Genomic DNA, 21,287 nt, shown 5'->3' with positions numbered 1-21,287 from the left:
CTGCATTTCGTCGGCATTCCTCGCGCCGGCCACCGACGCCCGGCTGGTTTATTGCTTATATTCAGGCAATGATTTTTCGCAGCCCCATCCAGTTCTGCCGCGCCTGCGGCACCGCCGTGGTTTACCGCATTCCCGACGACGGCGACACCCGGGAGCGGGCCGTCTGCCCCCACTGCCACACCATCCACTACGAGAACCCACTGAATGTCGTGGGCACCATTCCGGTGATGGACGACGGCCGCGTGCTGCTGTGCAAGCGCAATATCGAGCCGCGCCGCGGACTGTGGACCCTGCCCGCGGGCTTCATGGAGCTGGGCGAGACCACGGCCCAGGGCGCAGAGCGTGAAACCGACGAAGAGGCCGGCGCCGATATCGAGATGGGCGCGCTGTACACGCTGATCAGCGTGCCGCGCGTCGGCCAGGTCCACCTGTTCTACCGCGCCCGGCTGCGCGACGAGAAATGCTATCCCGGCCCCGAGACCATGGAAGTGCAGCTGTTCGCGCCGCAGGACATCCCCTGGGAGGAGCTCGCGTTTCGCACCGTCAAGGAAACGCTGCAGCACTACTATGCCGACCGCGCACGCGGGAGTTTCGGCATGCACTGTATTGATCTCAACTGAGGTTTCGCGACGGCAATTGACCCGCTGTTCGCGTGCCTTTCTACAGGCTCTCAAGAAACAGCTTTTTTGTCAAATAAATCAATAGAAGCTGGTCGGTTTGGGTAAACGGCGGCAAAACAGTGAACCCGTTCGTGATGAGCTTGCCTAGCCGGCCGCGTCGCACCATGAACGGCCTGTCCTCGTAACTTGAGCGCAGGCCGTTCATCCTTCGACAGGCTCTCAAGAAACAGCTTTTTTTGCCATATGAATCAACAACTTAGTGGCGACCACATTTGAGCAAACAGCGGTTTTACGCTAGGGCTTGCGGCTGCCTTGGGACCAGTTCGAAGCCCATCTCAGCAGCGCGTCGTTTAATATTCTTGATCGCCTTCTCCCGATAGCGTTGCTCCTGGCGGTCTTGCACTTGCTCGACGTATTCGTTGCGGCCCGTGAGCATCGCGTAGATCACGCGAGCGAGCTTGTGGGCGACCGCAGTGATCGCCTTGCCCGAGCCCATTCGCACGACCAATTGCCTGTAGTACGCCCCCATGGCCCCATGGGTTCTGCTCAACCCCATGGCAGCCAGCTTGAGCGCGCGACTGACCTGGTTGGGCAGTTGCTTGCTTTTCCCGCTGATGCGCTTGCCTCCGGTGATACGCGTTCCGGGGCATAGCCCCAGCCACGAACAAAAGCGTTTACCTGTCTCGAAGTGATGCAGCGTGGGGCCCAGTTCAGCAAGCACCTTCAACGCCGTTGTCACATCAATGCCCGGAACGCTCGTCAGGTCTACGCCACTCCAGTTGAGCAGCGCACCGCGCAGATCAAAGCTGGCCGCATTCTTGGCCCGGCCCTTGCTGGCATTGCGTGCCGGGGTCTTGTCGTATTGGGCCAACCCCCGCAGCAGCATGTCGATTTTCGCGTCCACGACTTGCAGGCGCCGGCTGTGGAAGTCGTAGCAACTGAGATCGTGCTCCAGACAGAACAGGTGCTCGTCTTTCCAAGTGCCTTGCAGACTGCTCGCGATCTCCTGCTCGCTGGCATGCACACGGTAGTTGCGCAACTGCGCCAGGCGCTGTGGATCGCGCTCTCCGGCCACGATGGCCCGGATGATCGCCAAACCCGTCTCACCCACGACGTCACTGAGCACGCTGGTCAGCTGAACGTTCATCTGCGTGAGCGCCTTTTGCATGCGCTGCACGTGGCGCGCACGCTCCTGCAGCAGTACTTCACGCAATCGCACGACTTCGCGTATCTCGCACACGCGGGCTTCGGGGCGCATCGCACGACGCAGCAGCCCGAACGTGTGCAACTGCTGCAGCCACTGGCAGTCCAGCACGTCGGACTTGCGACCGCTCACATGGCGCACGCTCTTGGCGTTGACCAGCCAAACTTCGATGCCGCTGGCCTCGAGCACTTCGTACAAAGGGATCCAGTACACGCCCGTAGACTCCAGCGCTACGGTGTCCACTTCACAGCTCTTGAGCCAATCGGCCATATCAAGCAGATCAGCGGTGTGGCAGCCAAACTCCTGCACCGCCTCCAACGCTCGCTCGGGCGGCACCGCCACGTAATGGCTCTTGGAGCCGACATCAATGCCTGCGGCGTTCGGATGGGCAATCGCCCAGCGACTCTCATGCGTTTGTTGTGACATGGCTTTTACTCCACAATTAAAGGCGAACGCCTGTGGAGCTATTGGCATGTCGGATAGCTCAGTCTCTCAATCGGGATGCATTCGCTTCGCTTTCGCAAGGCAAATGCTCACCACAGTCGCCGACGATGCCAGGACCATACTCAGTCTCGGGCTATTGAGCACCATTGCTCTATCGGTCTTTGACTCCACGGGCGTTCACCCCGTACGCTACTCCACCCGCTTGGCCACGCTGTTTCTTGTTAACGCATTGCGAGACTTCGTCTCGCTTACCTTGCTCAGGACGAACGGATTTTGACGCCCGCTGTTTTTTTATTACGCATTGCGAAACTTCGTCTCGCTCCCGCTCAGGGCGAACGGGGTTGAGAGCATGGCGAACCACTGCGTTCGCGGTTAGGGCACAGCCCGTTGAAGGATCGAAGCCATGTTGTTCAACAAACCGATGTCATTTAAACGCGGCTTGTTGATAACGTTATCAACCCCGTGAAACTTAGGTGTCGGCGGTCGCGTCCTGGCGCCAAACTGGCCCATCTCTTGCTTGCATCTTGTCACAAATCGCCCATGCAACGACGCATGAGGACAAGAAGTACGACAACCAGGGAGCGCCATGCCAAGCACAGACGAAGTGGGTCACGAGATCGATACGGACAGTTTCATCCCCTTCATGCGCAAGGTGGCGCGCTGCGAGGATTCGCTGCGTGAGCTGCGGCTGATGTGGCGCTTGATCGAGTCGTCGGCAAAGATGAACTGCCCCGAGGAGGCGCACAGCATCCTGCCGATGATGGCCGCCACGCGCGAAGGCTTCCAGCGGCTCGAAGCCGATCTCGTGCAGTCGCTGGTCGCCGAGTCGCTGGGCGAAGTGATGCGCGAAATCGGCACCCAGGCGCGCCATGTGATCGACATCCTGGTGCGCAATCTCTACGAGCGCACGGCCGATGTGGGCTTTCTCGCGACCGACCCGGTGCTGTGCCGGCTGGCCGCGGGCCTGGACGAAGATGCCCAGGCCGTGCGCACGCGCCTGCGCCAGTACCGCAGCAAGTACACGGTCTACGACGACATCCTGGTGCTCGACACCCAGGGCCGGGTGCTCGCGCGCATCGCCGACGCCACGCCGCTGGAGCAAAGCCAGGACGCGCTGATCGAGCAGACGCTGCACAGCCCGCGCCATGTCGAGACGTTTCGCGCCAGCGACCTGCGCCCGGGCAAACGCCATGCGCTGATCTATTCCCAGCGGCTGCTGCACCCGGCCACGGGCGAGGTCGTGGGTGTGCTGTGCCTGAGCTTTGCGTTCGATGACGAGCTGCAGGGCATTTTTCATGCACGCGGTGCGCAGGAAGGCCGCAGTCTCGCGCTGCTGGTCGACGCCAACCAGCAGGTGCTCGCCAGCAGCGACCCGCTGTGGCTGGAGGTGGGCGTCAAGGTGCCCGAGAACCTTTCTGGTGCACCGTGCCTGTGGACCCATTCAGGACGCACCTATCTGGTGCAGACAATGGCCGCCGCGGGCTACCAGGGCTATCCCGGCCCACCGGGCTGGAAAGGCCAGGTCATGGTGCCCATCGAGCTGGCATTCCAGTCGCGTGCCCGGCATGGTGAGGCGCGGCGCGGCGTCGACAACCTGCCGCCGGCCATCATCCAGGGCCTGCTCGGCCATGCGCGCGACTTCTGCCCACCGCTGCACGACATCGTGACGGCGGCCGACACCATACGGCGCGTGGTCTGGAATGGCCAGGTCATGACGGCCGGCCAGCGCGAAGGCGCGCAGCGCCTGGCAGCGGTGCTCGAGCAGATAGGCGAGACCGGCGCGCGCACCAACGAGGTGTTCAGCCACTCGATACGCGACCTCTACAACACCGTGCTCAGCGCGGCGCTGCGCGACAGCGAATTCCTCAGCCAGTTGCTGGTCGACCTGCTCGACCGCAACCTCTACGAGCGCGCCAACGATTGCCGCTGGTGGGCGCTGACGCCCGAGCTGCGCAACCTGCTCGCCGATGTGAAGCTGGGCATTGCCGGCGACGCCGACGTGGCGCGCGCCAACGCCGTTCTCGGCCAGATCAACGGCCTGTACACCGTCTATTCACGGCTGGTGGTGTATGACACCAGCGGGCGCATCATCGCCGCCAGCCATGAGCGGCTGGCCAATGGCAGCAGCGCCATAGGCCAGCATGTCGACGCGCAGGCCCTGGGCGCGGTGCTTGCGCTGCGCGGCGCCCAGGCCTACCACGTGAGCCCGTGGCGCGCGAGCGCGCTGAGCGACGACGCGCCGACCTATGTCTTCCACGCGGCGATTCGCGCACCCGACGGCGCGCAGACCGTGGGCGGCATAGGCATCGTCTTCAATTCCGCCGAGGAACTGACGGCAATGCTCGCCGGTGCGGGTCAAGGCGGCCAGCGCAACTGCACGGTGTTTGTCGATCGCACGGGCCTGGTGCTGGCCAGCAGCAGCGCCCAAGCCGCACAAACCGCGCGCGCCGGGCTGCAGATTGCCGTCGGCAGCCGCCTGGCGCTGCCGGCGCGCATGCTGCAGCTCGCGCCCGGGCAAAGCGAGTCGCGCGCCATGGTGCATGCGGGCCACTACTGCATCGTCGGCTGCTCGGTGACCCAGGGCTACCGCGAGTTTCGCGCCAACAGCGATGCACCGCACGCCGTGCTCGCGCTGTCGTTCACATCGTTTGGCGCCGTGCTCGCCGATGCCGAAGCCGCGGTGCTGCGCCGCACCACCCATGTGCTTGGCGACAGCGCCGGCAGTACCAGGAGCCAGACCAGGAACCAGGCCGGGGAGCTGGACGCGGGCCGCGAAATGGCGACCTTCTTCATCGATGCCCGGCCTTTCGCTGTGGATGCGGCCTGCGTGCTCGAAGCGCTGCCGGCCGGCGCGATCACCGCGGTCTCCGCGGGGCGCCTGCCGTACTGCCTTGGCACGCTCGCGCGGCGCGCGCAAGGCCAGGTCACGGGCTATGCCTGGGTGTTCGATCTGGGCCATGTGCTGCGCGGCACGCCTTCGCCCATCACCGCGCAAAGCCAGGTGATCGTGATCGAGGAAGGCGGGCGGCGCATAGGCCTGCTGGTCAGCGACCTGCTGGGCGTGCAGCACTTTGCGGCGCGGCGCTTTGCGCCCGCGCCCCGGATGCACGGCAGTGCGCCGGCGATCGTGGGCGAAATCATCCAGGCGCAGCAAGCCGATGGCACGGGCCTGCTGGTGCAATGCCTTGATGTCACGGCGCTGATGCATCTGCTGCAGACCAGCGCCGCAAACCAGCGCCAGGCGGCCGAAGCATTGCAGCTGCAGCAGTACGGCACGCCCGAAACCGAGGGGGTGTTCGCCTGAACCGCGGCGCGGCCGGCGAGGTGCGGCCGGCCAGGTGCGGCCGGCGAGGCGCGGCGCAGTTACTGCGCGACGCGCCAATCCTTGGGAATCTTGTCCTTCTTGTTTTCCACCGGGTTGGCTGTGAGCCAGTTGGCCGCGTACTGGCGCATGAACTCGCGCGCCTTGTCCTGGCGCACGCTGAGCCAGGCGTCGTAGGCGCCTTCGCTGAGAATGGCGGGCATGCGCCGCTCGTTGCCCGGCGGCTGGTAGCGGTGCAGCAGGCCATGCGTATTGGCGTTGATGTTGAGCGCCGCAAAGCTCAGGATCTCCTCGCCTTCGGGGCCCTTCCAATGGGCCCACAGGCCGGCGAGACCCATGGGCTGGCCGTCGATGCGCGAGATGCGCGTCGACACGGCCTTGCCGCTGCGGTGGTCGTCCTCGAAGAACGCCATGATGGGGATGATGCAGCGCTGGTTGTTGAGCCAGGCGTCGCGAAAGGCCTGGGCCGTGGACGCGGTTTCATTGCGCGCGTGCAGCAGCTTGATGGCGCGCAGGCGCGCGTCCGACGCGGTCTTGACCCAGTGCGGCACCAACCCCCACTGGGCCGCGACCAGTTCGCGCACCACGGGCGGGGCCGGCTTGCGTGCCTTGGGCGCGGCGTCCACTACCTGGGGCGCTGCGTCCGCTTCGGGCACTGGCGCGGTTTCAGGGGCCGGTGCGGGCGCCGGCGGCACATCGCTCGCGGCTTCGGGCTGCGCCACCGCGCGGATCATGAAGCCCGGACGGCGGGCGCGCAGCATGCGCTCTCCCAGATCCTCGGGAGGGGCTACTTTGAAAAATTCGCGGTAGGCGTCTGCCTTTTGCAGCGTTTCGTAATGGGAACTCATGCGCGGATGGTAAAGCAGCGCGGCCACCCGCGCGGCAAAAGGGACGCAGTTTACGTGCCCGAGCCCGCGAGCAGCGCCAGCAGCCCGGCTTCATCGAGCACAGTCACGCCGAGCTCCTCGGCCTTGGCGAGCTTGCTGCCCGCGTCCGCGCCGGCGACGACATAGCTGGTCTTCTTGCTGACCGAACCCGCGACTTTCGCGCCTGCGGCCTCGAGCAGGTCCTTGGCCTGGTCGCGGCCCATGGTCGGCAGGGTGCCGGTCAGCACCACGGTCTTGCCCGCGAGCAGCTGGGGCGGCCTTTCGGCCGGCGGGCCTTCGGGCCAGTGGATGCCGCATTCCTCGCGCAGCTGGGCCAGCACCTCGAGGTTGTGCGGCTGGTCCAGAAACGTGCGTATGCTGCGCGCGACGATGGGCCCTACGTCGTTGACTTCGAGCAACTGCTCTTCGGTCGCGGCGATGATGGCGCCCAAGGTGCCGAAGTGCTTGGCCAGGTCCTTGGCCGTGGCTTCGCCGATCTGGCGAATGCCCAGGCCGAACAGGAAGCGCGCCAGCGTCGTGGACTTGGATTTCTCCAGTGCCGCGAGCAGGTTGAGCGCCGACTTCTCGGCCATGCGCTCCAGCCCGGCGAGCTGCTCGAGCGTGAGCCGGTACAGGTCGGGCAGCGTGCGCACCAGTTGCGCTTCGACGAGCTGGTCGACAAGCTTGTCGCCCAGGCCTTCGATGTCCATCGCCCGGCGGTGGGCAAAGTGCAGCAGCGCTTCCTTGCGCTGGGCCGCGCAGAACAGCCCGCCCGTGCAGCGGTGGTTGACCTGGCCTTTTTCGCGCAGCACATCGCTGCCGCACACCGGGCACGCGCGCGGCATGTGGAAGTTTGCGATATAGGGCGTGCGCGGCAGCTGCGCGGGCGGCTGGGCCGCGGCGTCGAGCAGCGCGTCGCTGGCTTCGGCGCCGACCGCGACCGCGGCCCGCGGCGGCACCACGCCGACGACTTCGGGAATCACATCGCCCGCGCGGCGCACGATGACTTCGTCGCCCACGCGCACGCGCTTGCGGCGCAGCTCGAACAGGTTGTGCAGCGTGGCATTGGTCACCGTGACGCCGCCGACGAATACCGGAGCGAGCCGTGCCACGGGCGTGATCTTGCCGGTGCGCCCGACCTGCACGTCGATGGCCTCGACGCGCGTGACCATCTCCTGGGCCGGGTACTTGTGGGCCACGGCCCAGCGCGGCTCGCGCGTGACGAAGCCCAGCTCCCGCTGCAAGGCCAGCGAGTTCACCTTGTAGACCACGCCGTCGATGTCGTAGGGCAGGCTGTCGCGCGCCGCGCCTATGCGCGCATGAAACGCCACGAGTTCCTCGGCACCCTGCGCCAGGCTCACCTGCTCGGCAACCGGGAAGCCCCAGGCCTTGAGCTGCTGCAGCATTGCGTAATGGGTGCCGAACGCCGGCCCGCCCTGCTCCTGCGGCGTGATGTCGCCCAGGCCATAGGCGAAGAACGACAGCGGCCGCTGGGCCGTGATGGACGAGTCGAGCTGGCGCACCGCGCCCGCGGCCGCGTTGCGCGGGTTGACGAAGGTCTTGCCGCCTTCGGCGCGCTGGCGCTCGTTGAGCGCCTCGAAATCGGCGCGGCCCATATAGACTTCGCCGCGCACTTCGAGCACCGGCGGCACATCTGCGGGCAGCACCTGCGCAATCTTGCGGATGGTGCGGATGTTGTGCGTCACGTCCTCGCCCACGCTGCCGTCGCCGCGCGTCGCGGCCTGGACCAGCCGGCCGGCTTCGTAGCGCAGGCTCATGGCCAGGCCGTCGAACTTGGGCTCGACCACGTACTCGATGGCCGCATCGCTGTCGTCCAGGCCCAGTTCACGGCGAATGCGCGCGTCGAACGCCTGCGCGCCACTGGCTTCGGTATCGGTTTCGGTGCGTATGCTGAGCATGGGCACGACATGGCGCACCGACGACAGTCCGGCCATGACGGCGCCGATCACGCGCTGCGTCGGCGAGTCGGGCGTGACGAGTTCGGGGTGCAGGGCCTCGAGCGCCTGCAGTTGCTGGTAGACCTTGTCGTACTCGGCGTCGGGCACGCTGGGCGCGTCGAGCACATAGTACTGGTGCGCCCAGACACGCAACTGCGCGCGCAGGGCGTCGATTTCAACGGCGGGGTCGGCGGCCGGCTCTTGCGGCTGCCCGAATAAATCCAGATTCTCTTGCATGCACTCTTTGAACAACACTGGAGCAGTTTCGCTGGAAGCGAGCTGCCCTGACACACCCTTGGACGGGATCACCTGGAGCGGATTTCAACGCTCTGGAAGGCCCTTCGACAGGCTCAGGGCGAACGGTAGGAACGCGTTCGCCCTGAGTCCTGAACCCGTCGAAGGATCGAAGGGCAAAAAAGCCGAAACGCCTTAACTGAACAAGCGCCGCGCGAGCATGGAGCCGGCCGACAGTTCACGGCTGTCGAGCTGGTCGTAAAGGTGTTCGAGGTCGGCGGCGATAGGCTCGACCACGGAGACCGGCAGCGGGTGACCATTCTGGTCGCACAGCACGCCTTCCATCGCATGGCACAGGCCGTCGGCGACTTCGCGCAGGCGCGCGAACGGCTGCTCGCTGCGATGCACCTGGGGCACGTCGAGGCTCAGCAGCAGTTCGCGGATCGCCGACTGGTCCAGGTCTTCGGCCATCGCGGCCTGGGCGTCATAGGTCAGCACCAGCAAGGGCTGGCCGCCCGCGGCCGAGGGCAAGGCCATGCGGCCGGGCATGGACAGCGGAACAAAGCCCAGGCGCGCGGCGTTCTGCATCACGTAGCCCGGGCTCCAGGCGGCCTGGCGGGCGCGCAGCATGAAGGTCAGCTGGGCGTCGTGCTCGCTGGCGAACTGGTCGAGCTCGCGTGCACGCGCCACTTCCTGCAGCATGTCGGGCAGGTCGACGGACGCGCTCACGGCGTCGGCAAATGCCTGGACCTTGGAGACGAATTCGGAAAACTCGATTTCATTGAGCGCGCCTACGCGGTTGGCAAGCTGCACGCCGGCCTGGAAGGCGGTGTAGCGCGAGCCGGCCTGCAAGGGCTCCCACTGGCGCGAGGCCTGGTTCAGGCCTTCGATGCGAAACGGCTTGCTGCCCGCGCGCCGCGTGGTGGGCTGCACCTGCAGCGCGCCCTCGCCGGGAATCACATGCTCGGGCTGGATGGGCGCAATGGCGTCGATCAGCGAGTCGAGGTTGGGGCGGCGCTCGACGGGAATGGGGTGGGACTCGGGCGCGGCAAATGTGGGTTCGGTGAACGCCGCGCTCGCGCCTGCGGGCGCGGCCTCGCCCAGCGCCGGTTCGCGCCGCTGCGCTTCCGGTGCGGGCGGCACGTCATGCACATGGTCCTGGGCCTGCGCCATGGGCATGGTCTGCGGCCCCACGGGCTCGGGCTGGTGGCCGCCATGCGACAGGTCGAGCGCGGGCTCGTGGCGCTCGGTCAGGTTATACGGTTGGTGGTGCCCCGGCTGGCCGGTCTCGTCTTCCTCGGGTTGGGCACGTTTGGGCGCATTGCGCCGCGCCGCCCAGGTGTTGTACGCGACGATCAGTGCCAACACCACGACACCCAGAATGGCCAAACTGATTTGCAAGGTACTCATGTGAATCCGTCAAGGAAAAATCTAAACCGCCTCGGCCATGTGCAGGGCGGACTCCATGTCCACGGCCACGATGCGCGACACGCCCTGCTCCTGCATTGTCACGCCAATCAGCTGCTGGGCCATCTCCATGGCGATCTTGTTGTGACTGATGAACAGGAATTGGGTTCCGCGGCTCATGCTCGACACCAGCTTGGCATAGCGTTCGGTGTTGGCGTCGTCGAGCGGCGCGTCCACCTCGTCGAGCAGACAGAACGGCGCGGGGTTGAGCTGGAAAATGGCGAACACCAGCGCAATCGCCGTCAGCGCCTTCTCGCCACCCGACAGCAGGTGAATCGTCTGGTTCTTCTTGCCCGGCGGCTGGGCGATCACCTGCACGCCCGAGTCGAGAATTTCGTCGCCGGTGATCACCAGCTTGGCCTGGCCGCCGCCGAACAGTTCGGGGAACATGGTGCCGAAGTGCCGGTTGACGGTGTCGAAGGTGCCCGACAGCAGGTCGCGCGTCTCGGCGTCGATCTTGCGGATCGCGTCTTCGAGCGTATTCATGGCCGCCGTCAGATCTTCCATCTGCGCATCGAGGAACAGCTTGCGCTCGCTCGCGGCATTCAATTCATCCAGCGCCGCGAGGTTGACGGCGCCCAGCGCCGCGATGTCGCGGTGCAGCCGGTCGATCTCGCCCTGCATGCCATGGATGCGCACATTGCCTTCGGCGATCGACTGCGCGATCGCTGCCAGATCGGCCTGGGCATCGGTCAGCAGGCTGTTGTACTGCTCCAGGCCCAGGCGCGCGGCCTGTTCCTTGAGCTGGAATTCGGTGATGCGCTGGCGCAGCGGCTCCATCGCCTTTTCGAGCTGCTGGCGGCGTTCGTCGCTGCCGCGCAGGCGGTTGGTGAGCTCGTCGTATTCGCTGCGGCGCTCGCCCACGGCTTTTTCGCGCTCCATCTTCAGCGCCAGCGCGTCCTGCAGCCCGCCCTGGGCCGCGGCGTCGTTCAGGCGCGCCTGCTCTTCCTGCGCGCGCTGCTGTTCGTCGCCCAGCGAGCGCACCTGCTGCGCCGCGGTGTCTATGCTGCGGCTGAGTTCGGCGCGCCGCGCCTGCAGGCTGCGCTGCGAGAACGTCGCTTCCTGGGCCTGGCGCTCGAGCGCGCGCAACTGCTCGCGGGACTCGTTGAGGCGGCGTTCGGCTTCGAGCACCCGGTCGCCGAACTGGGCATGGCGCTCCTGGCTGTCGGCGAGCTGCATGTCGAGCTCCTCGAAGCGGGCTTCGGCCGACATGCGGCGCTCTTCGATATCGCCGAGCTGGGCCTGGACTTCGTCCAGGTCGGCGGTGATCTGCGCATTGCGCGCGCGCGCCTGCTCGGCGAGCTGGCCCAGGCGCAGCACTTCGACCTGCAGGCTGTGGGCCGCATTCTTGGCCTCGCCCGCGTCGCGGCGCGCGGCGATCAGCCGCTGCGAAGCGTCGGCATAGGCGGTTTCAGCGCGCACCAGCGCGGTGCGCGACTCGTCGCTGATCAGCGCCTGGGCACGCGTTTCCTTCTCAAGATGTTCGATTTCCTGGGCGCGCGCCAGCAGCCCGGATTGCTCGGAATCCTGGGCGTAGAAGCCCACGCTGTGCGCCGTGACCGCGTGGCCGCTGGGCGCGTAGACCACGTCGCCGGGCTGCAGCGCCGCGCGCCGGTCCAGCGCGGCGTCGAGCGTGGGCGCGGTATAGCAGCCCTGCAGCCAGTCGGTCAGCACGGCCTGCAGGCCGGTATCGCTCACGCGCAGCAGCGAAGACAGCGGCGCCAGGCCCGTGCTGCTTGCCTGGGGCGTCGCACCAGGCTTGGCATCGGCCGTGCTGTAGAACGCCAGCCGGGCGGGCGGCGCATCCTGCGCACCCGCGCCCAGAAAGCCGCGCACCATGTCGAGCCGGCCCACAGCCAGCGCGCCCATGCGCTCGCGCAGCGCGGCTTCGAGCGCGTTTTCCCAGCCGGGCTCCACGCCCAGGCGGGTCCACAGGCCCTGCATGCCGTCCAGGCCGTGCTTGGCCAGCCAGGGCTGGAGCTTTCCGTCGGTCTTGACCTTTTCCTGCAAGGCCTTGAGGGCTTCCATGCGCGCCGCGAGTTCGGCCTGGCGCGCGCCTTCGGTGTTCACGGCCTGCTGGCGCGCGCGGCGCTCCTCGTCGAGCTGGGGTACGCTGTCCTGCAGTTCCTGCAGCTGCGCTTCGGCAATCTCGGCGGTTTCCTGCGCGAGCTCGAGCTGGCCGCGCAGATCGGCGAGCCGCACCTCGTCGGGCACCGTGAGCGCGTTGCGGTCGGCGCGCAGGCGTTCGTCGCGCGCCTGGAACTGGCGTTCCTGCTCGCTGAGGCTGCGCTGCTCGGCGGCCAGCACCTGGATCTGCTGCTGCACCTGGACCACCTGGGCGCGCTGCTCGCTGTCGTTCTTTTGCGCCTGGCGCAATGCGTCTTCCAGATCGGGCAGGCGCTGCGACTGCTCCTCGAGCTGGGCGGCAAGCATTTCGGCCTGCTCTTCGGCGTTCATGCCCGCGCCTTCGAGGTTCTCGATCTCGATCTCGGCGTCTTCCCTGCGGCGCGCCCAGTCGGCGATCTGCTCGGCCAGCTGCGCCAGGCGCTGCTGCACGCGCTGGCGGCCTTCGACCACATAGCGGATCTCGGCTTCGAGCTTGCCGACTTCGGCCGTGGCCTCATACAGCTGGCCCTGGGCCTGGTTGACGGCGTCGCCCGCGGTGTAATGCGCCTGGCGAATGGTCTCGAGCTCGGCTTCGATGTGGCGCAGCTCGGCCATGCGCGCCTCGAGGTCGTTGACCGCCTGCAGGCCTTCGATGCGCACCTTGTCCTGCTCGGCCTCGGACTCGGCGCGCTTGAGAAACCACATCTGCTGCTGCTTGAGCGTGACGCTGGCCTGCAGCTTGTTGTACTGGGCCGCGACTTCGGCCTGCTTCTCGAGCTTCTCGAGGTTGGCGTTGAGCTCGCGCAGGATGTCCTCGACGCGCGTGAGGTTCTCGCGCGTGTCGGACAGCCGGTTTTCGGTCTCGCGCCGGCGTTCCTTGTACTTGGACACGCCCGCGGCTTCCTCGAGGAACAGCCGCAGCTCTTCGGGGCGCGACTCGATGATGCGGCTGATCGTGCCCTGGCCGATGATGGCGTAGGCGCGCGGGCCCAGGCCCGTGCCGAGGAACACGTCCTGCACGTCGCGCCGGCGCACGGGCTGGTTGTTGATGAAGTAGCTGCTGCTGCCGTCGCGCGTGAGCACGCGCTTGACCGCAATCTCGCCGTACTGGCCCCACTGGCCGCCCGCGCGGTGGTCGCTGTTGTCGAACACCAGCTCGACGCTGGCGCGGCTCGCGGGCTTGCGGTGCGTGGTGCCGTTGAAGATCACGTCCTGCATGGACTCGCCGCGCAATTCGCTGGCCTTGCTTTCTCCCAGCACCCAGCGCACCGCATCCATGATGTTCGATTTGCCGCAGCCGTTCGGCCCGACCACCCCGACCAGCTGCCCGGGCAGCAGGAAGTTGGTGGGCTCGGCGAAGGACTTGAAGCCTGAAAGCTTGATCGAATTAAGGCGCACGGGCGTGTAGCTGCATCTTCGTGGAACAGGCCCGCATGATACCGCGCGCGCCCGGGACTTCAGCCCGCGCGCGGCGCGAAGGCGATGATCGCCATGCCGGCCAGCGCAACGCCCGCGCCAACCAGGTCCCAGCGCGTGGGCTCGACGCCGTCCACGAGCCAGAGCCAGGCCAGCGCCATCGCCACATAGACGCCGCCATAGGCCGCGTAGACCCGGCCCGAAGCGTCGGGATGCAGCGACAGCAGCCAGACAAAAACGGCCAGGCTCGCGGCCGCGGGCAGCAGCAGCCAGGCGCTGTGGCCCTGGCGCAGCCACAGCCACGGCAGGTAGCAGCCCACGATCTCGGCAACGGCAGTCGCTGCAAACAGTAGGAAAGTCTTGATTTCAGGCATCTGGACCCAGGGCGGCGCTGAGCGCCTGCTGGGCATGCACCAGCGTCTCGAACGCACCCACCGGTACGGGCGGGCTCAGCAGGTAGCCCTGCCAGGCGTGGCAGCCGTGGTCGAGCAGGAACAGGCGCTGGGCTTCGGTTTCCACGCCCTCGGCAATGACGCGCAGGCCCAGGCTCGTGCCCAGCGCGACGATGGTCTTGGCGATGGCCGCGTCGTTCGGGTCGGTGAGCACGTCGCGCACGAAGCTCTGGTCGATCTTGAGCTGGTCCAGCGGCAGGCGCTTGAGATAGGCCAGCGAAGAGTAGCCGGTGCCGAAGTCATCGAGCGAGAAGCCCACGCCATGCTGCTTGAGCTGCACCATCTTGTCGATGGTGTCATCGATGTCGGTCAGCAGCAGCCCCTCGGTAAGTTCGAGCTTGAGGCGCGACGGCGGCGCGCCGTTGATCGCCAGCGCGGCGAGCACCTGGTCGACGAACTGCGCCTGGTGGAACTGGCGCGGGCTGACATTGACCGCCACCACCAGCGAGGCCATTGCCGGGTCGTGCGACCAGCGGGCCAGCTGCGCGCAGGCGGTGTTGAGCACCCACTCGCCCAGCGGCACGATCAGTCCGCTTTCTTCCGCGAGCGGAATGAAGTTCGCGGGCGAGACGAAGCCCTGCCCCGGATGGCGCCAGCGCAGCAGCCCTTCGGCGCCGATGACGCGCCCGTCTTCGACCTGCGGCTGGTAGAACAGCTCGAACTGCTGCTGGGCCAGGCCGGTGCGCAGGTCCTGCTCGAGCGTGGCGCGCTCGCGCACCACCTGCTGCATGCGCGGGTCAAAGAACTGCAGGGTGTCGCGACCGGCCTTCTTGGCCTGGTACATGGCCAGGTCGGCGCGGCGCAGCAGTTCGTCGACGGTGTCGTTCAGGCCCTGGAAAATCGTCGCCCCCATGCTCACGGTCGCGTGGCACTCCTCGCCGTCGTCGAGCACATAGGGCTGGCGCAAGGCCTGCAGGATGGCCTGGCCGACTTCCTGCGCCACGGCCGCCGCCTGCACCGGGTCCTCGCCCAGGTCTTCGAGCACCACGACGAATTCGTCGCCGCCCTGGCGCCCGACGGTATGCGTCACGTCGACGGTCTCGCGCAGCCGGGTCGCGACCTGGCGCAGCAGCGCATCGCCCTGGTCGTGGCCACGGGTTTCGTTCAAGGTCTTGAAATTGTCGACGTCGAGCATCAGCAGCGCTCCCGAGCGCTGGCGGCGCGCGCCCGCGCCCAGCGCCTGCTGCAGCCGGTCGAGCAGCAGCCGGCGGTTGGGCAGCTGGGTCAGCAGGTCATAGAACGCGAGGTAGCGGATCTCCTCCTCGGCGGCCTTGCGCTGGCTCAGGTCTTCGAGCGTGATCAGGTACTGCCCGTCCATCGCGACCCCGCCGATTTCCACCGTGCGCGTCGTGCCGTCGCGGCAGACGATGTGGTATTCGGAGTGCACAATGCTGCCGTCAAGCGCGCGGGCCCGCATCTTGGCCACGCGCAATTGCTCGCAGGCCTTGGCGCGCAGGTCGGCATCGGGATAGGCCAGGGCCCACCAGTCGTCGACGGTCACCGCGTCCTGCTCGGTGTAGCCGCAGGTGAACACGAAACGGTCGTTGCGGTAGACGATTTCATCGGCTTCGTTGACGATGGCCAGGCCCACGGGCAGGCGCTGCAGGACCGCGCGCAGGCGCTCTTCATTTTCGCGGTGGTGCTGCTCGAGGCGGCGGCGCTCGGTCACATCCTGCACCACCCCGAGGTTCAGCAACTGGCCGCGCATGCCCCGGCCTATCGAGGAAGCGGTTTCCTCGACCCAGATGATGGCTGCGTTGCTGCGGATCAGCCGCAGCTCGAACTGGTATTCCTGTATTTCTCCGCGGCCCAGCCGCTGCATCAGCGAAAAATGCTGGGCGCGGTCGCTGGGATGGATGAACTCGCTGAACTTGCGCTCCTGCAAGGCCTCGATGGGCAGGCCCAGGATGCTCGCGTAGCGTTCGTTGACCTGCTCGAACGCGCCGGTCTCCGCGTCGATCTGGACCACGCCCACGGCGGCCTGGTTGAACAGCGCCTGGATACGCTGGTCGCTGTGGCGCGCGGTGGCCAGCGCACGCTCCTGCGCCCAGGCATAGCGCCGGCGGCGCATATGCCAGACGGTCGCGACCGCGAGCAGCAGCGACACCAGCGCACCGCCCAGTATCACCAGCCAGGGCAACAGGTGCCGCACCGGCGTTGCCGCGGCCCGCAGCACCACGGCGTCCGTCGACGCGCCGGGCGCCAGCACGGGCGCGGTACGCAGGTCTTCATTCCTGGGCGCCAGCCCCGCCCCCGGCGTGGCCGCGCTGACGGCTGCGGCCTCGTGCGGCGCGCGCATCAAGGCAACGCCGAGCCAGCCGCTGAGCGACGCTCCCAAGACGAACACCGCCAAGCCCGGCACAAAAATGCGATGCTTTTTCGACAGGCCTGGAACGTGAAGGGTCATGAGGACATAAGCGCGCCGTGGGAATCCCGAGGGCTCACAACGTCAAACGATTAGGGTAAATTTCAAATCTCCAGAGAGGCCCTCAGACAGGCTCAGGGCGAACGGATGAAGAAGCGCTGACATCATGTTGAAGCCTTGAGCCATCCAGGAATCCGCTCCGGGGAAGCTATGAATCCGATAGCTCGTCGAGCATAGCTGTTTTTTGGCATGCTCCAAGTCAGACGCCGGGCTTGCCCGCTGCTGTTACATGGTCGCCCGCCGGTCGGCAGGCGCAGAACGGGCTAGGCCAGCAGACGGCCGGCCTCCACGGTCAGGCAGCGGTCGCAGCGCGCGGCAATCGCGCGGTCATGCGTGACCAGCACCAGCGTGGTGCCGCGCTCCCGGTTCAGATCGAACATCAGCTGCATGATGGTTTCGCCGGTCGCGAAGTCCAGGCTGCCCGTGGGTTCGTCGGCGAGCAGCACGGCCGGCTGCACGACGAAGGCCCGCGCCAGCGCCACGCGCTGCTGCTCTCCGCCCGACAGCAGCCGCGGGTAATGCCCCTGGCGCTGGCCCAGGCCCACGCGCTCGAGCATTTCCCGCGCGCGCTGGCGCGCATCGCCGTGTCCCGCCAGCTCGAGCGGCAGCATCACGTTTTCCAGCGCCGTCAGATTGCCCAGCAGCTGGAAGCTCTGGAACACGAAACCGAGCTTTTGCGCGCGCAGCGCCGCACGGTCGTCTTCGTTCAGGGCGAACAGGTCCTGGCCTTCGAGGCGGACCGTGCCTGACGTCGGGGTATCGAGCCCTGCCAGAATCGACAGCAGCGTGCTTTTGCCCGAGCCCGACGCGCCGACAATGGCCACGGTTTCCGCACGCTCGAAGCGCGCATGAATATCCCGCAGAATGTCGAGTGACCCCGTGGAATCCGTGACCGACTTGGAAAGGTGTTCGATTTCGAGCAGAGGGGGTACAAGAGATGCGGGCATATCAAACTGAAATGGATACCATGAAATTGAAACCATCCACCAGCGCCTCGCGGCGCTGGCTGTTGACGGCGCTGGCTGTGGCGGCCTGCGCCACGGGCATCGCGGCGCCCGCCACGCCCGCCCCACAACCTGTGGTCCTGGTGGTCGGTGACTCGTTGAGCGCCGAATACGGCCTGGCCCGGGGCCAGGGGTGGGTGGCGCTGCTGCAGCAAAGACTGGCGAAAAGCATGCCGCAGGTGCGCGTGGTGAATGCCAGCGTCAGCGGCGACACCAGCGCGGGTGGCCGCGCCCGGCTTGGCAGTCTGCTGCAGCAACACCGGCCGACGGTGGTGGTGATCGAGCTCGGCGCCAACGATGCACTGCGCGGCCTGCCCTTGTCCGGCACGCGCGACAACCTGCAGGCCATGACGCGCGCCAGCCAGGCAGGCGGCGCCAAGGTGCTGCTACTGGGCATGCAGGTGCCGCCCAACTATGGCAGCGCCTATGGCCGCGATTTCGCGGCCGTGTTCCCAGACGTCGCCAGGCAGAACAAGGCGGCCTTGCTGCCGTTCCTGCTCGCGGGCATTGCCGATGCGCCCGACGCGGTCAACTGGTTCCAGGCCGACCGCATCCATCCCACAGCCGCCGCGCATCCGCGCATGCTGGAGAACGTCTGGCCGCACCTGCAGCCCTTGCTGCGCTGAGCGGCCGCGCGGATCAGTTGCCAGCGCTGGGCGGCGGCACATCCGCGGCCGGCGCAGGATCATTGCCGGGAGCGACATAGGTCGCGCCCGAATGCTCGGGCACATCGCTCTTGCGTTGTTCCTTGGAGCGCTCTTTTTCCTGCTTCTTTTGCTTTTTGGCGAGCTCGCGTTGCCGTTTTTCGTATCCGTAGTTGGGTGTTGCCAATGTTCTCTTTCGTTGATTTGAAGCTGCGCCTACTGTACCAGCCATCGGGCTGCGGTTCAGGCTTGGGGTGGCGTTGACGGCACGGGCGCCACGGCGTGCCGATAGGCGTGCCAGCTCGCGCAGCCCAGCAAAGGCCCTATCAGCATCAGGCCCGCTCCCCAGGTCCACCAAAGACTCAGGCCCACCAGCAGCGTGATCAGCACGCCCCAGAGCAGCAGCACGCCGGTGTGGGCGGCGACCACGCGCACGCTGGTGATGCAGGCCGTCAGCGCGTCGGTGTCGCGGTCCAGGATCATCGGCAACGCCACGACCATGCCCGCAAACGCTATGGTCGCAAATGCCCCTCCCACCAGCAGGTACGCGGCCAGGAACTCCCAGTTCCCGAGACTGAACACCGCCTGCACCACGCCGGCGCTCGTGGGCATGCCGGTATTGAAGAACACCGCGAACACCACCATCGACGCGCGGCCCCAGAGCAGTTCGAGCACGACCAGCACCAGCACCAGCATCGCCATGCTGGGAATATGCGCGTCCCAGGCCATGACCGAAGCCCCCAGCGCAGGCCTTTGCCCCGCCTCCAGACGGCGGCTGGCGTCATACAGGCCCATGGCCAGAAACGGCCCGAGCAGCAGGCAGCCGCTGGCCAGCGACATCACATATTCGGGGCGCGAGCGAAACAGCCAGCCCATGAGCAGCGCCATGGCCCAGAAGCAGCTGCCGTAGAACAAGGCAATGCCGGGCGCGGCGCGCACATCCCGCCAGCCCAGCGCCAGCCAGCGAAAGGGATCACCCCAGCGCAGCGGGCGAAGCTCGGGGCCTGAAGCCACGGCGGGAACCGGTACGGGCGAAATGTCCACGGCAATGCGTCCTTCGGCAGGCACGCCCGGCCCGGCGGACCGCGGCGCGCACCGGCACCACCTTAGCGCGCCGGCGCGCGCCTGCCATCCAGACAATCACCAAGATGACAGGGACGCATCAGCCGAATGCCTTGGCCAGCGCCTGCGCCAGATCGGCGCGCAAATCCTCGAGCGCTTCGAGCCCGATGTTGAAGCGCACCACGGTGCCCGGCTGCAGTTGCGGCAAGGGCCGCGCGCGCATGGTCCCGATCTCGTAGGGCACGACCAGGCTGGTCGGGCCGCCCCAGCTGTAGCCGAGCTTGAACAGCCGCAGGCTGTCGCACAGCACATCGACCTGCGCCTGGCTGTGGCGCGGGTCGATGACCACGCTGAACAGGCCTGCTGCCGCGCCCTGGCCGGCATGGGCCGCGCCGCACAATTTGCGCCAATGCGCATGGCCCGGCGAATCGGGCAGCGCCGGATGCAGCACCTGCGCCACCGCTGGTTGCTGCTGCAGCCAGCGCGCGAGTTCGCGCGCGCTTTCATCGTGGGCGCGGTAGCGCAGCGCGATGCTGGGCAGCGCGCGCAGCACGGTTTCGCTGTCGTTGCCCGAGACGCCGAAACCGAGCCGCATATGCGTGAGCTTCAGGCGCAGGTGCAGGGCCTGGTTGACGGTCATCACGCTGCCCATCAGCACGTCGCCGCCGCCGCTGGGGTACTTGGTCAGCGCATGCACGGACACATCGACGCCCAGCCGCTGGCTGCCGTCGCCGTCGAGATCGAAAGGCCTGAAAGCCAGGCCCGCGCCCCAGGTGTTGTCCAGTGCCGAGATCACGCCGCGCTCGCGGCACAGCGCGACCATCGCGGCCAGGTCGGGAAACTCCATGCTCACCGAGCCCGGCGCTTCGAGCCAGACCAGGCGCGTGCGCTCGGTGATGCGCGCCGCCAGATCGGTCAGATTCATGGGGTCGTAATACGCGTGGGTGATGCCCCATTGCACCAGCTCGGCCTCGGCCAGCGACTTGTTCGGGCCGTAGGCGTTGTCGGGAATCAGCACTTCATCGCCGGCCTTGAGCAGCGACAGCGAGACACAGGCAATCGCCGCGAGACCGCTGGGCACGAGCAGGCATTGCTTGCCGCCTTCGAGCGTGCACAGCCGCTCTTCGAGCTGGTAGGTCGTGGGCGTGCCGTGCAGGCCATAGGTATAGCTGCTCTTGTCGAGCCAGCGGCGTTCGCGCATGGCGGCGACGTTGGGGAACACCACCGTCGAAGCCTTGTGCACTGCGGGCAGCAACGACACGAAGTCGGCCGGCGGCTGATAGGAATGGTGGACCAGTTCGGTCGTCAGATCGTATGCGGCTTGGTTCATGGGGCAATGGTAGCGCCCCGCCAACAGGTTTCCAACGCAAGAAAGCCACCGGCTCGGCGGTGGCAACCACGGACAGGGTCCGAATGCCCGCGTGCCGGGGCACGGCTTGGCCGCGCCCGGTACAGTGACTTACTGGGGCTGTACGGTCAGCAGGTTGTTGACCGCGACCACGCCCTTGACGGCCTTGGCGATGTCCTCGGCGCGGGCCTTGGCGGTGTCGCTGGGCGCCGTGCCGTTGAGCGTGACGGTGCCGCCCTGGGTGTCGACATTGATCTGCAGCGCGCTCAGTTCCGAGTCCTTGACCAGTTCGGCCTTGATTTCGGCGGTGGTGGTGGCGTCGCCGGCGACGTCCAGCGCACTGCTTGCAGCGTTGCTGGCCGCCTCGCCCATCCTGGCCGCGCCTTCTTCAATCCGGGTGCCGGCCGACTTCGCCGCTTCTTCGGCACGCAGCTGCGCGTCGCTCGCGGCTTGCTCGGTGCGGGCCACCGCGGAGTCGAGTTGCTGGCCCGCGGTCTGGTCATCTTTCTTGCCGCAGGCGGCCAAGCCCAGCGCCAGAGCGCTGACTGCCAGAATCGAAAGAATGCGTTGGTGTGGCTGGATCATATTGGTTTCCCCTTGTGGCAAGGCATGCCCTGCGTGTTGTTCGTGAGGAAAATGTAAACCGGGCAGCGCATGCCGCCCCGTGGGAAGCAGCCGACGCAGGCGTAGGACAGCCTCCCTAGCCCGCACCAGC

15 protein-coding genes are annotated in these 21,287 nt (G+C 66.9%); 3 read left to right on the top strand and 12 right to left on the bottom strand.

What is annotated here, in order from left to right:
- Positions 1-68: 68 nt before the first annotated feature.
- A complete protein-coding gene (locus GVL12_RS05950; protein WP_159911849.1) occupies positions 69-620 on the top strand; it encodes an NUDIX hydrolase in 552 nt (183 codons plus the stop codon).
- A gap of 289 nt (positions 621-909) precedes the next feature.
- Here the strand turns inward: GVL12_RS05950 and GVL12_RS05945 are convergent, their stop codons facing one another.
- Positions 910-2,250: an IS110 family transposase gene (locus tag GVL12_RS05945; RefSeq protein ID WP_159911847.1), complete on the bottom strand. Its 1,341-nt coding sequence runs from the start codon at positions 2,248-2,250 to the stop codon at positions 910-912.
- 604 nt (positions 2,251-2,854) lie between these two features.
- Between GVL12_RS05945 and GVL12_RS05940 the strand changes: the two genes are divergently transcribed.
- Positions 2,855-5,572 (top strand): chemotaxis protein CheW, encoded by a 2,718-nt coding sequence (locus GVL12_RS05940; RefSeq protein ID WP_159911845.1) that lies wholly within the window; start codon positions 2,855-2,857, stop codon positions 5,570-5,572.
- 59 nt (positions 5,573-5,631) lie between these two features.
- Here GVL12_RS05940 and GVL12_RS05935 read toward each other — a convergent pair whose 3' ends face one another.
- The 7 genes from GVL12_RS05935 to GVL12_RS05905 all read right to left on the bottom strand — a co-directional run bounded on the left by GVL12_RS05935 (position 5,632) and on the right by GVL12_RS05905 (position 17,461).
- Positions 5,632-6,438 carry an SOS response-associated peptidase gene (locus GVL12_RS05935; protein WP_159911843.1) on the bottom strand — a complete coding sequence of 269 codons (807 nt, stop codon included), beginning with the start codon at positions 6,436-6,438 and terminating at the stop codon, positions 5,632-5,634.
- A gap of 50 nt (positions 6,439-6,488) precedes the next feature.
- Positions 6,489-8,651 carry an NAD-dependent DNA ligase LigA gene (gene ligA / locus GVL12_RS05930; RefSeq protein WP_159911841.1) on the bottom strand — a complete coding sequence of 721 codons (2,163 nt, stop codon included), beginning with the start codon at positions 8,649-8,651 and terminating at the stop codon, positions 6,489-6,491.
- 192 nt (positions 8,652-8,843) lie between these two features.
- Positions 8,844-10,058, bottom strand: coding sequence for a cell division protein FtsZ (locus tag GVL12_RS05925; RefSeq protein ID WP_159911839.1), 1,215 nt, complete (start codon positions 10,056-10,058; stop codon positions 8,844-8,846).
- A 21-nt stretch (positions 10,059-10,079) separates the two neighbouring features.
- Positions 10,080-13,619: a chromosome segregation protein SMC gene (gene smc, locus GVL12_RS05920; protein ID WP_159911837.1), complete on the bottom strand. Its 3,540-nt coding sequence runs from the start codon at positions 13,617-13,619 to the stop codon at positions 10,080-10,082.
- A gap of 59 nt (positions 13,620-13,678) precedes the next feature.
- Complete coding sequence (locus GVL12_RS05915) at positions 13,679-14,011, bottom strand: YnfA family protein (protein WP_159911835.1); 333 nt, start codon at positions 14,009-14,011, stop codon at positions 13,679-13,681.
- Positions 14,004-16,496, bottom strand: a complete 2,493-nt coding sequence (locus tag GVL12_RS05910; protein ID WP_159911833.1) for a bifunctional diguanylate cyclase/phosphodiesterase — start codon at positions 16,494-16,496, stop codon at positions 14,004-14,006. Before GVL12_RS05910 ends, GVL12_RS05915 begins: the two co-directional genes overlap by 8 nt.
- Positions 16,497-16,777: 281 nt before the next feature.
- On the bottom strand, positions 16,778-17,461 hold the full coding sequence (locus GVL12_RS05905) for an ABC transporter ATP-binding protein (RefSeq protein ID WP_159911831.1): 684 nt from the start codon (positions 17,459-17,461) through the stop codon (positions 16,778-16,780).
- Between the two features lie 20 nt (positions 17,462-17,481).
- On the opposite strand from GVL12_RS05905, the gene GVL12_RS05900 reads away from it, so the two are divergent.
- Positions 17,482-18,144 carry an arylesterase gene (locus GVL12_RS05900; RefSeq protein WP_159911829.1) on the top strand — a complete coding sequence of 221 codons (663 nt, stop codon included), beginning with the start codon at positions 17,482-17,484 and terminating at the stop codon, positions 18,142-18,144.
- A 13-nt stretch (positions 18,145-18,157) separates the two neighbouring features.
- Here the strand turns inward: GVL12_RS05900 and GVL12_RS05895 are convergent, their stop codons facing one another.
- The 4 genes from GVL12_RS05895 to GVL12_RS05880 all read right to left on the bottom strand — a co-directional run bounded on the left by GVL12_RS05895 (position 18,158) and on the right by GVL12_RS05880 (position 21,157).
- The gene (locus GVL12_RS05895) at positions 18,158-18,349 is read right to left on the bottom strand and encodes a hypothetical protein (protein ID WP_159911827.1); all 192 of its coding nucleotides are present in this window, start codon (positions 18,347-18,349) and stop codon (positions 18,158-18,160) included.
- A gap of 56 nt (positions 18,350-18,405) precedes the next feature.
- On the bottom strand, positions 18,406-19,206 hold the full coding sequence (locus tag GVL12_RS05890) for a DUF2189 domain-containing protein (RefSeq protein WP_200843525.1): 801 nt from the start codon (positions 19,204-19,206) through the stop codon (positions 18,406-18,408).
- Between the two features lie 118 nt (positions 19,207-19,324).
- Positions 19,325-20,554 carry a PLP-dependent transferase gene (locus GVL12_RS05885; RefSeq protein ID WP_159911825.1) on the bottom strand — a complete coding sequence of 410 codons (1,230 nt, stop codon included), beginning with the start codon at positions 20,552-20,554 and terminating at the stop codon, positions 19,325-19,327.
- Between the two features lie 129 nt (positions 20,555-20,683).
- Positions 20,684-21,157, bottom strand: a complete 474-nt coding sequence (locus GVL12_RS05880; RefSeq protein WP_159911823.1) for a BON domain-containing protein — start codon at positions 21,155-21,157, stop codon at positions 20,684-20,686.
- Between the last annotated feature and the right edge of the window lie 130 nt (positions 21,158-21,287).

Origin of the sequence: Pantoea sp. 18069 (assembly GCF_902706035.1) — a bacterium.
In the GTDB taxonomy this organism is placed as follows: Bacteria; Pseudomonadota; Gammaproteobacteria; order Burkholderiales; family Burkholderiaceae_C; genus Comamonas.
The sequence above is the reverse complement of the archived record's forward strand: the minus strand, read 5'-3'. Positions and strand labels throughout refer to the sequence as shown.

Bases quoted from the DNA above. Each gene is read 5' to 3' on its own strand.
- GVL12_RS05915 (WP_159911835.1), bottom strand. From the start codon at position 14,011: ATGCCTGAAATCAAGACTTTCCTACTGTTTGCAGCGACTGCCGTTGCC.
- GVL12_RS05950 (WP_159911849.1), top strand. From the start codon at position 69: ATGATTTTTCGCAGCCCCATCCAGTTCTGCCGCGCCTGCGGCACCGCC.
- ligA (WP_159911841.1), bottom strand. From the start codon at position 8,651: ATGCAAGAGAATCTGGATTTATTCGGGCAGCCGCAAGAGCCGGCCGCC.
- GVL12_RS05885 (WP_159911825.1), bottom strand. From the start codon at position 20,554: ATGAACCAAGCCGCATACGATCTGACGACCGAACTGGTCCACCATTCC.
- GVL12_RS05945 (WP_159911847.1), bottom strand. From the start codon at position 2,250: ATGTCACAACAAACGCATGAGAGTCGCTGGGCGATTGCCCATCCGAAC.
- GVL12_RS05900 (WP_159911829.1), top strand. From the start codon at position 17,482: ATGAAATTGAAACCATCCACCAGCGCCTCGCGGCGCTGGCTGTTGACG.
- GVL12_RS05880 (WP_159911823.1), bottom strand. From the start codon at position 21,157: ATGATCCAGCCACACCAACGCATTCTTTCGATTCTGGCAGTCAGCGCT.
- GVL12_RS05935 (WP_159911843.1), bottom strand. From the start codon at position 6,438: ATGAGTTCCCATTACGAAACGCTGCAAAAGGCAGACGCCTACCGCGAA.
- GVL12_RS05925 (WP_159911839.1), bottom strand. From the start codon at position 10,058: ATGAGTACCTTGCAAATCAGTTTGGCCATTCTGGGTGTCGTGGTGTTG.
- GVL12_RS05940 (WP_159911845.1), top strand. From the start codon at position 2,855: ATGCCAAGCACAGACGAAGTGGGTCACGAGATCGATACGGACAGTTTC.
- GVL12_RS05910 (WP_159911833.1), bottom strand. From the start codon at position 16,496: ATGACCCTTCACGTTCCAGGCCTGTCGAAAAAGCATCGCATTTTTGTG.
- GVL12_RS05905 (WP_159911831.1), bottom strand. From the start codon at position 17,461: ATGCCCGCATCTCTTGTACCCCCTCTGCTCGAAATCGAACACCTTTCC.